Annotated in this window: 8 protein-coding genes; 3 read left to right on the top strand and 5 right to left on the bottom strand. The window is 73.0% G+C overall.

Annotated elements, in window-relative coordinates; genetic code table 11:
• Window positions 1–25: 25 nt before the first annotated feature.
• The 3 genes from AB0O48_RS09470 to AB0O48_RS09460 form a co-directional block, all read right to left on the bottom strand.
• Window positions 26–3,733 carry an ATP-dependent DNA helicase gene (locus tag AB0O48_RS09470; protein WP_365064303.1) on the bottom strand — a complete coding sequence of 1,236 codons (3,708 nt, stop codon included), beginning with the start codon at window positions 3,731–3,733 and terminating at the stop codon, window positions 26–28.
• Between the two features lie 178 nt (window positions 3,734–3,911).
• Window positions 3,912–4,457 (bottom strand): TIGR00730 family Rossman fold protein, encoded by a 546-nt coding sequence (locus AB0O48_RS09465; protein WP_357246783.1) that lies wholly within the window; start codon window positions 4,455–4,457, stop codon window positions 3,912–3,914.
• Window positions 4,457–5,323, bottom strand: coding sequence for a TIGR00730 family Rossman fold protein (locus AB0O48_RS09460; protein ID WP_357246786.1), 867 nt, complete (start codon window positions 5,321–5,323; stop codon window positions 4,457–4,459). The genes AB0O48_RS09465 and AB0O48_RS09460 overlap by 1 nt, the downstream gene beginning before the upstream one ends.
• A 153-nt stretch (window positions 5,324–5,476) precedes the next feature.
• Here AB0O48_RS09460 and AB0O48_RS09455 point away from each other — a divergent pair, with 153 nt between their 5' ends.
• Window positions 5,477–5,650 (top strand): hypothetical protein, encoded by a 174-nt coding sequence (locus AB0O48_RS09455; RefSeq protein WP_357246789.1) that lies wholly within the window; start codon window positions 5,477–5,479, stop codon window positions 5,648–5,650.
• 42 nt (window positions 5,651–5,692) lie between these two features.
• Here AB0O48_RS09455 and dapE read toward each other — a convergent pair whose 3' ends face one another.
• Window positions 5,693–6,766 carry a succinyl-diaminopimelate desuccinylase gene (dapE, locus tag AB0O48_RS09450; RefSeq protein WP_357246792.1) on the bottom strand — a complete coding sequence of 358 codons (1,074 nt, stop codon included), beginning with the start codon at window positions 6,764–6,766 and terminating at the stop codon, window positions 5,693–5,695.
• A gap of 78 nt (window positions 6,767–6,844) precedes the next feature.
• On the opposite strand from dapE, the gene dapD reads away from it, so the two are divergent.
• Window positions 6,845–7,804: a 2,3,4,5-tetrahydropyridine-2,6-dicarboxylate N-succinyltransferase gene (gene dapD, locus AB0O48_RS09445; RefSeq protein WP_357246795.1), complete on the top strand. Its 960-nt coding sequence runs from the start codon at window positions 6,845–6,847 to the stop codon at window positions 7,802–7,804.
• Window positions 7,805–7,854: 50 nt separating this feature from the next.
• On the opposite strand, the gene AB0O48_RS09440 is transcribed toward dapD, so the two are convergent.
• A complete protein-coding gene (locus AB0O48_RS09440) occupies window positions 7,855–11,199 on the bottom strand; it encodes a S8 family serine peptidase (protein WP_365064297.1) in 3,345 nt (1,114 codons plus the stop codon).
• Between the two features lie 159 nt (window positions 11,200–11,358).
• Here AB0O48_RS09440 and AB0O48_RS09435 point away from each other — a divergent pair, with 159 nt between their 5' ends.
• The gene (locus AB0O48_RS09435; protein ID WP_357246800.1) at window positions 11,359–11,916 is read left to right on the top strand and encodes a sugar O-acetyltransferase; all 558 of its coding nucleotides are present in this window, start codon (window positions 11,359–11,361) and stop codon (window positions 11,914–11,916) included.
• Window positions 11,917–11,921 lie beyond the last annotated feature (5 nt).

Genomic DNA, 11,921 nt, shown 5'->3' with positions numbered 1-11,921 from the left:
TGCTGTCTCAGGATGCGACACCCGCTCACTCCTCGCCCTCACGGTTGCGTCGAACGGTCGGCGGCTCGACGACCTGACGCCCCTGCCCGGAGACCGGGCAGCTGGTGCGGACCGGGCAGACCCGGCACTTCGAGTTGGCCACCGCGGCGAACGTGGCGGCTGCCATCGTATCGGCGGTCCTCCGGACCAGCGCGGTCGCCCAACCGGCCGCCGGTCCCTCGCCGGCCGCCGGCTGGTTCTGTTCCCGGGCGTCCTTCGCGGAGGTGCCGAGTTGCACGAGCGCCGCGCCGCCGGACTCGTCACCGAACTCGGCGAACGCGCCCGCCTCCACCGCCGCCTGGTACGCGCCGAGCTGCGGGTGCTCGGCCAGGTCGGTGCCGGTAACGGCGGTGGACTTGCCGGTCTTCAGGTCGATCACCACGAGCCGTCCGGATTCGTCGACCTCCAGCCGGTCGACCCGTCCGGTCAGGTCGACGGGCCGGTGCGGGTCGTCCAGCCGGACCGCGAACTCGTGCTCGATGGCGAGCAACCGGCGCGGATTGGTGGCCAGCCAGCGCAGCAGCTTGTCGACCATCGCCTCGGCGCGTTCCCGCTCCGGCCCGGCCATCCACCGGGCCGCCAACTCGATGGCGTCGAACCGGGCGGCCACGTAGTCGAGCAGCGCACCCCGGTCGGCGCTGGCGTCCTCGGCGAGCATCGCGGCGGCGTGCACCAGGTTGCCCACCCCCTGCGCGGTGCTGGTCGGGCCACTGCCGCCGTGCCGTTCCAGCAACCACCGCAGGCTGCATCGCAGGGCGCTCTCCATGGCCGACGGGGTGACCCGCACCGGCTCCCCGTCCTCGACGAGCGGCCGGTCGTCGGAGAGCGCGCGCAACCCCCACCAGTCGTCCGGGTGCGCGCCGGGAACCCCGGCGGCGGCCAGCCGGGCCAACTGGGCCGCCGCCGCGCGCCGCCGACCCGCCGGGGCGGCCGGGTCGGTGATGGCGGTACGCAGTTCGGCCACCAGCGCCGGCAGCGTCAGCGCCCGAGGTGGACGGGTCACCGGCAGTGCCCCGGGACGGTCCGGCTCACCGTCATCGCCGGTCGTGCCGTTCGTCGCACCGGCCGCGCCAGTGGTCGTGCCGGCAGTCGCGCCGTTCGTTGCGCCGCCGTTCGCGCTGTTCGGCGCTCCATCGGCGGCGGGCGTGGCCTCAGGTGGGCTGGGGGCGGGGTCCCCGGTGCGCGGACCCGGTGGCGGGGGCGGGTCGGCACTCGGTGGGGTGGGCGGCCCGGCACTCGGCGGGCTGGGCGGCCCGGCACTCGGCGGGGTGGGCGGCCCGGCACTCGGTGGGGTGGGCGGCCCGGCACTCGGCGGGGTGGGCGGCCCGGCACTCGGTGGGGTGGGACCCAGCTCGTGCAGGAACCGGCTCGGCTGCTCCTGGTGGTCGTCACCGCCGACGGCGGCCGAGGCCACGGCGCTGACCAGCAGCCGGTGCCGGGCCCGGCTGATGGCGACGTGGAAGAGCCGGCGCTCCTCGTCCAGCAACGCCGACGTCTGGCCCACCACGTTCGCCCTGGTGGCGCCGTCGACAGAGCGGCCGGCCAGCACGTCGACCAGCCGCTCGGAGCCGAGCAGGCTGCCGCGCAGTCGCAGGTCCGGCCAGATGCCCTCCTGGACGCCGGCCACCGCGACCAGGTCCCATTCCAGGCCCTTGGCGGCGTGCGCGGTGAGCAGGCGTACCGCCGCACCCCGGTCGGCGGTCGGCGCGATGGTGTCGGCCGGCAGGTCCTGGGCGAGCACGTGGTCGAGGAAGACCTCGGTGCGGGCACCGGGCAGCCGGTCGGTGAACCGGGCCGCCGCGTCGAAGAGAACCAGGACGGCGTCGAGGTCCCGGTCGGCCGCCTCGGCCCGCCGCCGCCGGGCCAGGTCCCCCTCGCCGGCCGCCGGCCGCCCGTGGTTGATCGCGCCCGCCCAGCGCTCGGCGAGACCGCTGGTCTCCCACACGGCCCAGAGCACGTCCTCGGCGGTCGCGCCCGGCCGGGCGGCGGCTTCGCGTGCGATGGCCAGCAGCCCGGCCACCGCCTGCGCCGGCTCCGCCCAGCGCCGCTCGATGCCGGCCAACTCCTCCGGGTCCTGCAACGCCTCGACGATGAGTTCCCCGGACGGGCGGCGGTCACCGCCGGCCAACGCGAGGGCTCGCAGGCCCTGCCGCAGCCGCCGCTCGGCCAGCGGGTCGGCACCGCCCAGCGACGAGTGCAGCAGCGCGACCGCCGACTCCTCGTCCAGTCGCTCCGGCTCCAGCGCGCAGCGCAGCAGGAGCAGCAGCGGGGCGACCGCCGGTTGCAGGTGCAGGGGCAGATCCTCACCGTGCACCACGGTGGGTACGCCGGCGGCGTGCAGCGCCCGTCGCAGGGTGGGCAGCTGCAACGCGGTGGACCGCACCAGCACCGCCATCCGCGACCAGGGCACGCCGTCGAGCAGGTGGGCCGAGCGCAGCGCGTGGGCCAGCCAGGCGGCCTCACTTGTCGCCGACCGGAAGGTGTGCACCTCGACGGTCCCGGGTGGCGCGTCCGGCAGTGGGTGCAGCCGGCGGTGTGCGGCCGGGCCACGCAGCCGGCGGCCCAGCCGGGCCAGGGCGGCGAGCAGACCAGGCCCGGCCCGGTACGACGTGGTCAGCAGCACCTGCGCGGCGGGCGCTCCGGAGGCGGTCCGGAAGCGGTGCGCGAACGTGGTCACCCCGGCCGGGTCGGCGCCGCGGAAGGCGTACGTGGAGGAGTCGGGGTCGGCGAACGCGACGAGCGACTTGCCACCGCCGGCGATCACCGAGAGCAGCTCCAGTTGGGCGGGGTCGGTGTCGGCCAGCTCGTCGAGGTACACGTACGCGAGCCGACGGCGCTCGGCGGCCAGCAGCTCCTCGTCGTCGCGCAGCAGCCCGGTGGCCGCCCGGACCAGCTCCGCCGGGTCGTACGCGATCGAGCCCCGGTTGCTGACGTCGCGCAGCGCGAGCACGGCGACGTACTCCCGGAGGAAGCGGGCGGCGGCCGGCCAGTCGGCGCGGCCGAGCTTCTCACCCAGCCGGGCCAGGTCCATCGGACCCACGCCGCGCTCGGCGGCGCGCATGAGCAGGTCGCGCAGCTGACCGGCGAAGGCCCGGGTCCGCAGGGCCGGGCGCAGGTCGGTCGGCCAGCCGACCGGGTCGTCCTCGGGTTCCTCGCCCACCACGTCCAGCAGCTCGCGGATGATCAGATCCTGCTCCGGGCCGGTCAGCAGGCGGGGTGACGGTTCGCCTCGTTCGGCGGCGGCTCGGCGCAGCAACCCGAAGGCGTACGCCGGGAAGGTGCGCACCAGCGGCTCGCGCAGCACCCGGTGGCCGTCCTGCGCGACCCGGGCCTCGATGCGTTGACGCAGGGCGGTGGCCCCTCGACGGCCGAAGGTCAGCACCAGGATCCGTTCGGGGTCGACCCCCTCGCTCACCCGGGCGGCGACCGCCTCGACAAGCGTGCTGGTCTTGCCGGTGCCGGGGCCGCCGAGCACGAGCATCGGCCCGTTGGTGTGCCCGACCACCTCGGCCTGCACCGGATCGGCCCGCCAACCGCCGCCGTCGACCGTCAGCTCGGACCCGGCCACGCGATCGGGCTCAGCCGACGCGCCACCGGACGTGCCCCCGCGGGCGGGCACGGAAGCGCCGTCCGGCGTCGTCCCGTCCCCCCGCGGCGGTCCCCCGGACCGCCGCACCAACCGGTACGCCTGCATCAGCTCATCCCATCAGACCCATACGACACCCACCCAATCCCCCACGTCACCCTCAACCCCACCCCATCCACCCCCGTCGATCATGAGGTTAGCGGCGCGACACGCCGACAACAGCACCGCCAACTCCATGATCACCGGGGCCGGGGTGGGGTGGGGTGGGGTGTCGGGGCAGGGTGGGTCAGGTTAGGCGGGACTCCAGGGCGTCCAGGGCTTCGGGGACTGTGGTGGTCACCGTCAGGAGGTTGCGGCCTGCTGATCTGAGGAAGTTCTGGTTGGTCAGGCTGTCCAGCCAGTCCAGCAGGGGGCGGTAGAACCCGTCGGTGTCGATCAGCACCATCGGCTTCGCGTGCAGGGCGAGGGTCGCGGTCGTCCAGACCTCGAACAGCTCGTCCAGGGTGCCCAGCCCGCCGGGCAGGGTGAGGAACGCGTCCGACTTGTCGATCATCAGGGTCTTGCGGCCGGCCATCGAGTCGGTCACCAGCAGCTCGTCCGAGGCCAGGTCGGCGACCTCCAGATCGACGAGCGACTGCGGGATCACCCCCAGGGTGCGTCCGCCGGCGGAGCGGGCGCCGTCCGCCAGCGCGCCCATCATGCCGACGCAGCCGCCGCCGCTGACCAGCGTGTGGCCGCGCCGGGCCAGCTCCGCACCGGTCTCGGTGGCCAGGTCCAACCAGCGCTGGTCCAGCGTGCGGGAGGACGCGCAGAAGACGCAGATCGCGGCCATCACCTGTCCCGTGGCTGGTCGGCCGCCTGCGCGGCGGCGGCCTGCTGGTCCGCGCCGGTACGCGCGACCGCCTCGTCGCGGACCGCCTCCTGCTCGACGGAGAGCGCGGCCTCCGCCTCGACGATGTACCGCACCGCGGCGCCGACGTCGTCGGTGAGACAGATCAGGTCCAGGTCGACCGGCCCGATCTTGCCACCGGCGGCCATCGTGTCGCGCATCCAGTTGAGCAGGCCCTGCCAGTAGTCGACTCCCATGAGCACCACCGGGAACCGGGTGACCTTGCCGGTCTGCACCAGGGTGAGCGCCTCGAACAGCTCGTCCATGGTGCCGAACCCACCGGGCAGCACGACGAACGCCTGTGCGTACTTGACGAACATGGTCTTGCGGGCGAAGAAGTAGCGGAAGTCGATCGCCAGGTCGACCCACTCGTTGAGGCCCTGCTCGAACGGCAGCTCGATGCCGAGCCCGACGGAGAGGCCACCGGCCTCGCTGGCGCCGCGGTTGGCGGCCTCCATCACGCCCGGCCCACCCCCGGTGATCACCGCGTAGCCGGCTCGGGCCAGCGCGCCGCCCACCTGCTCGGCCAGTTGGCACTCGGCGCTGTCCGGGCCGCTGCGGGCGGAGCCGAACACGCTGACCGCGGGCGGCAGATCGGCGAGGGTGTCGAAACCTTCGACGAACTCGGAGAGGATGCGCAGCGCGCGCCAGGCGTCCCTGGTCTTCCAGTCGCTCCGCCCACGCGAGTCCAACAACCGTTGATCAGCGGTACTGCTCGGGATCGACCCCCTGCGCAGCGTGACCGCGCCGCGGTGTCGTTCCTGCCCCGGACCGCGACCGGCCTCCCGCCCGTTGTTGCTCTGGCTCATGGGGCAACCGTAGTGGAGCGGCACCTCGCAGGTGTGCGGGGCGGGGACGCCGAGAAATAGTTCGGGATCATGGGCAACTAATTCGCTCCCCCGTACGTCTTACTATTCACATACCGGGTATGCCCGGCGCGCGCCTTCGGGGGAGGAGACAGCGTGATCAGTAACAGCGAGATGATCCGGATCCGTCGCCAGATGCAGCGACGGATCCGAGACGTGGTGGCCGAACGCCGCCGCACCCGACTGCAGGACCCACCCCTGGTCTCCCCCGCCGCCGCGCCCGCAGGAGCCGATCAAGAGGTTTGCGTCGCCGACAACGGGCCCGGCTGACGCAAACCTCTTGATCACCGGGGCGAGCCGGGTCAGGCCGGGTCAGGCTGGGGCCAGCCAGCGGTGCAGGGTTGCCGCGCCGTCGCGGATCTTGCTGATCTCGACGTGCTCGTCCTTGTGGTGGGCCAGGTTCGGGTCGCCGGGACCGAAGTTCAGCGCCGGGATCCCCATGGCCGCGAACCGGGCCACGTCCGTCCAGCCCAGCTTGCCGATCGGCGCCGCGCCCACCGCCGCCAGGAACTCCTTCGCCGGAGCCGCCTCCAACCCGGGGGTCGCACCGGCAGCCGCGTCGGTCACCACCACGTCGAAGCCAGCGAACACCTCCCGCAGGTGCGCCTCCGCACCCGCCGGGTCGCGATCCGGCGCGTACCGGTAGTTGACCTCGATCTCGCACCGGTCGGGGATCACGTTGCCGGCGACCCCGCCGATGATCCGTACCGCGTTCATGCCCTCGCGGTAGTCGCACCCCTCGATGGTGACCCGGCGCGCCTCGTACGTCTGGAGACGCCGCAGCACTTCGGTGGCCGCGTGGATGGCGTTCACCCCGTGCCAGGAGCGCGCCGCGTGCGCCCGCTCGCCCGTCGTCGTCACGAGCGCGCGCATGGTGCCCTGGCAACCCGCCTCGACGATGCCGTACGTCGGCTCCAGCAGCACCGCGAAGTCCGCCTCCAGCCACTCCGGGTAGGCCTGGGCCACCAGGTTGAGCCCGTTGTACCGCGACTCGATCTCCTCGGCCTCGTAGAAGAAGTACGTCACGTCGTAGCGCGGGGCGGGCAGGGTCACCGCCAGGTGCAGCGCGTACGCGGTGCCGGACTTCATGTCCGAGGTGCCGCAGCCGTACATCAGGTCGCCGCGCATGGTCGACGGGAAGTTGTTGTTGAGCGGCACCGTGTCGAGGTGTCCGGCCAACACGACGCGCTGCGCCCGACCGAGGTCGGTACGCGCCATCACGGTGTTGCCGTGCCGGTGGGTGGTCAGGTGCGGTACGCCCCGCAGCACCTCTTCGACACAGTCGGCGATCGCCTTCTCGTTGAGGGACACGGACTCTATGTCGACCAGCGCGCGGGTCAGCTGTACCGGATCGGCGAGGACCTCGGGGGTCAGCGGGTTCTCCATGGTTCGCACGGTACCTTCAGGTCTGTCCGCGCGAGGAGTGAGCTGAGGCCGACCCGGCCGCGACCGAGAGGTGTAACAGTGACGTCCGCAGATTCCGCCTGGGGTATTGGCCTGGCCACGGTCACGGCAGATGAGCAGGTGCTCGACACCTGGTACCCGACCGGCAAGCTGGGCCTCGGTGAGCTGCCGCTGGTCGCCGGGGAGGACAAGTCGGACGTGCTCGACCTGCCGCCGGCGGCGCTCGGTGACCGGGCACTGCCCGGTCTGCGTACCGTCCAGGTGGTCACCGTGATCGGCTCGCTCGACGACCCGATCAAGGACGCCCCGGACGCGTACCTCCGGTTGCACCTGCTCTCGCACCGCCTGGTGCGGCCCAACCAGCTCAACCTCGACGGCATCTTCGCCAAGCTGGCCAACGTGGCCTGGACGTCCGCCGGGCCGTGCCCACCGGAGCGGGTGGACGAGCTGCGGGTGATCGAGCGGGCCGCCGGTCGCCACCTGTCGGTGTACGGGGTCGACAAGTTCCCCCGGATGACCGACTACGTGGTGCCCTCCGGGGTGCGGATCGCCGACGCCGACCGGGTCCGCCTGGGCGCCCACCTGGCGGCCGGCACCACCGTGATGCACGAGGGCTTCGTGAACTTCAACGCCGGCACCGTCGGCACCTCCATGGTCGAGGGGCGGATCGTGCAGGGCGTGCTGGTCGGCGACGGCTCCGACATCGGCGGTGGGGCCTCCATCATGGGCACCCTCTCCGGCGGCGGCACCGACAAGATCAGCATCGGTGAGCGGAGCCTGGTCGGCGCGAACGCCGGCGTCGGGATCTCGCTCGGCGACGACTGTGTGGTCGAGGCCGGCTGCTACATCACCGCCGCGTCGAAGATCACGCTCCCCGACGGCCGGGTGGTCAAGGCCCGTGAGCTGTCCGGCGTCGACGGCCTGCTGTTCTGGCGCAACTCGGTGACCGGCGGGCTGGAGGCCCGGCCCCGCACCGGCCGGGGCATCGAGCTGAACGCCGCCCTGCACGTCAACAACTGACGGACCCGTCGGGTCCGCGGCACTCGGCCGCGGACCCGACGGGGTACGCCTCAGCGCAACCGGTACGCCTGGATGACCCGTTGCGTCACCGTGTTACCCGCGGTGTCCCGGGCGGTGGCCCGCAGCGACACGTGACCGGTGCCCGCCGGATGCCGCAGCAGAGCCGACCAGCCGTTGGCGGAGGAGCGGACCAGCTTCGCCGTGGCCCAGGTCTTCCCGCCGTCGTACGAGACGTCGACAGTGAGCTTCTGCACCCGGGCGGCCGGCGCGCCGGGCTGCCGCTGCACCCGCACCGGGACGACGAAGTCCTGACCCGCGGGTGCGCTGTTGTCGACCCGCAACGGCGGGGTGAAGCGCACCGCCGACAGCGGCAGTCGGGCCGGTGTGTCACCGGTGACGTGCCGCGACCGGAAGGTCCAGGTGGATTCCACCTCGGTGCTCAGGTCGGTGAAGCTTCGCTTCGAGGACGCGACGAGGCGGTAGTCCGCCCTACCCGGCGGCACGGTGAACTCTCCGTAGCCGGCGTACTCGCTCTCGCCGACCAGCTCGCCGTTGCGCCAGAGCGTGGTGTGCTCACTGTCGCTCAGTGACGCGCCCGGGTGCCCGGCCGCGTCGCTGAACATCGGCACGTCGGCCAGGATGGTGTCGCCGACCCGGCTGACGCTCTGGTGCGGCCAGCGCGGGTTCGGGAAGGACGGCGCGTACGGGGCCTGATTCCAGATCTCCTGCACCGTCCGCCCGGCCCGGTACGCGGTGGCGGTGGAGAAGAGCGCTGCCCGCGGGTTCAACCAGCCCTCCTCGTCCCGCGTTCCGAAGTAGATGTCGGTCTCCCACTTCACGCCCCTCGTGTTGTAGTGCTCGACCCGCTGGCCGGGCACGACGGTGGGCAGGACCAGGGCGGAGCCGCCGACGTTGTACTCCAGGACGGGGTACACGGTCCGCTCGGCCTCCAGGTCCGGGTAGCCACCGCGGAAGCGGTGCACGACGGTGGCCAGATCCCGTCGGGTGTAGTCGCGGACGAACCCCGTGGGCATCCGGCCGGGGATCGCCTCGGCCAACGCGTACAGGTACGGGCTGTTGGCCGTGTCCGGCTTGGTCCACTGGCTGCTGACGGTGGCGACGAACCGGTCGGCGGAGACCGCCTTGCCGAGCTGGCCACTGGTCAGGCCGGTGAACGTGTCCGCCCAGAGCCCGACGCCGTATCCACTGCCGTCGTCGGCCGTGAAGTTGCCACTGATGTCGATCAACTCCGGGGCGGCCCCCCGCTCGGGGACGGTCGTCCGTACCGGCTTCGTCCGGCGGGCGTCCACGACGATCCGGGTGTCCCGTTCGACGGTCAGTTCGGGCTGCACCAGGACGGACACCCCACCCGACTCATCGTCCGGCGCCGGCTCGAAGATGATGCTGCTCAGGCCGTAGTGCCCCTTCGGCAGTCGCACGGTGGAGACTCCGTCGACGCCCTCAAGGTCCCACCAGGCGAAACCGTCCAACCCGACCAGGCTGCTCGAATGGTCAGCGGTGCGCGCGCCGGCGCGGTTCAGGTGCTCCATGGTCAGCGTGTAGCTCTCCACCTCCCGGTGCACGGCCAGCGGGGTGACCGCGACCGCCGCCCCGGACCGGGCCACGATCCGCCCGGTCCAGTAGCCGTCGGCGTCGCCGAGCCGGGTGTCCGCGGTGACGGTCGTGGCGGCCGTACCGCCCGCCGGCACGGTGAGTTGGTTGGCGCCCAACACGAACAGACCGGCCGGCAGCGCACGACCGCCGGGGCCGGCGCCCTCGACGCCCAGGTCCACGGTGACCGGGTCCGGACCGTCGTTTCGCCAGGTCACCGTGCGGATGATCGGGGCGTCGTCGGCGTGCGGCCAGAGCGCACGCCCGAACGAGACGCTCACCGGGTCGCTGGTGATCGCCTGGGTGGTCGCGTGCGCGACGTCGACCCGCCCGGCGCCCTGCTGGTAGGCGGTCTGGTCCGGGTGCGGCTTGGCGGCGGCCATCAGGGTGGCCTTGAGCCGCTCGGCCCGCCACCCGGGGTGCTGCTGGGCCAGCAGCGCGGCCGAACCGGCCACGTGCGGGGTCGCCATCGAGGTGCCGGAGAGGGTGACGTAGCGGTCCCCCACCGGGTCGCCGATGACGCCGGTGGCGGACCGCGCGGCGACGATGTCGACGCCGGGCCCGGTGATGTCCGGCTTCAGCGCCTCGTCGCCGACCCGCGGTCCCCGGCTGGAGAATTCGGCCAGCTCGTCGTCCCGGTCCACCGCGCCCACGGCGAGCCCGGCGTCGGCGCTGGCCGGGGAGCCGACCGAGCCGTCCGAGCCGTCGTTGCCGGCGGCGAGGACGAACAGCGTGCCGGTCTGCGCGGTCAGGGTCTGCACCGCCTCCTCCAGCGGGTCGACCTCGGGGGTGTCCCAACCGCTGAGGCTCATGTTGACCACGGCGGCCTTCTTCTCCACCGCGGCCCACTGCATGCCGGCGAGGATCGCCGAGTCGGTGCAGCCCTGGTCCTCACAGACCTTGCCGTCCAGCAGCGTCGCGTCCGGCGCCACACCCCGGTACTTGCCGCCGGAGGCCGCGCCGGTGCCGGCGATGGTCGAGGCCACGTGGGTGCCGTGGCCGATCACGTCCCGAGCTTCGGGGACCTCGGTGAAGTTGCGCGCCTCGGCCACCTTGCCGGCCAGGTCCGGGTGGGTTGCGTCGACGCCGGTGTCCAGCACCGCGACGGTCACTCCCGTGCCGGTGAACCCGGCCGCCCAGGCTGCGGGTGCGCCGATCTGCGGCACGCTGTGGTCGAGGGTCACCCGGCGACGGCCGTCCAGCCAGATCCGCTCGACGCCCCCCGCCGCGTCGATACGGGCCCCGGCGGGGCCGGTGGCGACAGTCGCCCAGACCGCGCCGAGGGAGGACTTGTCGCTGTGCAGGGCGGCGCCGTGAATCGCCGGTAGGTCGCGGGTCACCCGCGTGCCGGGCAGTGCGGCCGGGGCGCGCCGGGCGGAGCCGGTCTCGCCGTACGTCACCAGAAGCGGCAGGTTGTCCCGGCGGGCGTCGTCGTAGCCGGCGGCGATCAGCCCGGTCACGTCGAACAGTCGCCGGTCGACCCGGCCGGCGCGGACCAGTGGCAGGGCGTCCTCCGGCAGCACGGTCAGGTGACCGCGGACGCGGCTGGTGAGGAAGCGCAGGTGAGCACGCTCGGGACCGGGGCGGACGGCCGCGGACCCGGACGCGGTGACGGTGACCCGGTCTCCGGTGAGCAGGGTGACCGTCTTCGCGGTGGCGCTGGCGGTGGGCGCGCCGGTCGCGGTACGCGGGGCGGCGTCGGGGGCGATGGTCGGTGGGCTGGCCACGGCGATCGCCGGAGGGCCCAGGACGAGGGCGGCGATGGCGGTGACGGCGGTGGTCATTCTGCTGCGTCGATGCAACGGATCCTCCTCGGTGGAGCGTTTGTACTGCGAGACGTGCATAGACCGCCGTCAGTATTGCATACCCGGTATGCAAAAAAGGGGTCGAAAATATGACGGACCTGCCAACCAGCAGCGGAGTCGGCGGGCATCATCGACCGGGTGACCTCCATGAAGGACCGGATGCTGGCCGGCGAGCCGTACCTCGCCGACGATCCCGAACTCATCGCCGACCTGGACCGGGCCGCCCGCCTGATGGAACGCTTCAACACCAGTCCCGCGGCAGATCCGCAGGGGCGGCTGGGGGCGCTGCGCGAACTGCTCGGTGACGTGGGCGAGGACGCGTGGGTCCGCCCACCGTTCTACTGCGACTACGGCTGGCAGATTCGCATCGGCCCGCGCAGCTTCGTCAACTACCACGCCGTCTTCCTCGACGTCGCGCGGATCACCATCGGCGCGGACGTCCAGGTCGGACCGAACGTGCAGCTGCTCACCCCGACCCATCCGGTCGATCCCGGCCCGCGACGGGACAAGTGGGAGGCCGCCAAGCCGATCACCATCGACGACAACGTCTGGCTCGGCGGCGGCGCGATCGTGCTGGCCGGAGTGTCGATCGGCGCGAACACCGTCGTCGGCGCAGGCGCGGTGGTGACGCGGGACCTGCCCGCCAACGTGGTCGCCGTCGGCAACCCCGCCCGGCCCATCCGTGACCTGGACTGATCCCA

The organism is Micromonospora sp. NPDC085948, assembly GCF_040686315.1.
In the GTDB taxonomy this organism is placed as follows: domain Bacteria; phylum Actinomycetota; class Actinomycetes; order Mycobacteriales; family Micromonosporaceae; genus Micromonospora.
Note: the sequence above shows the minus strand (reverse complement) of the source record. Positions and strands in the feature narration are given on the sequence as shown.

Bases quoted from the DNA above. Each gene is read 5' to 3' on its own strand.
- AB0O48_RS09470 (WP_365064303.1), bottom strand. From the start codon at position 3,733: ATGCAGGCGTACCGGTTGGTGCGGCGGTCCGGGGGACCGCCGCGGGGG.
- AB0O48_RS09465 (WP_357246783.1), bottom strand. From the start codon at position 4,457: ATGGCCGCGATCTGCGTCTTCTGCGCGTCCTCCCGCACGCTGGACCAG.
- AB0O48_RS09460 (WP_357246786.1), bottom strand. From the start codon at position 5,323: ATGAGCCAGAGCAACAACGGGCGGGAGGCCGGTCGCGGTCCGGGGCAG.
- dapE (WP_357246792.1), bottom strand. From the start codon at position 6,766: ATGGAGAACCCGCTGACCCCCGAGGTCCTCGCCGATCCGGTACAGCTG.
- AB0O48_RS09440 (WP_365064297.1), bottom strand. From the start codon at position 11,199: ATGACCACCGCCGTCACCGCCATCGCCGCCCTCGTCCTGGGCCCTCCG.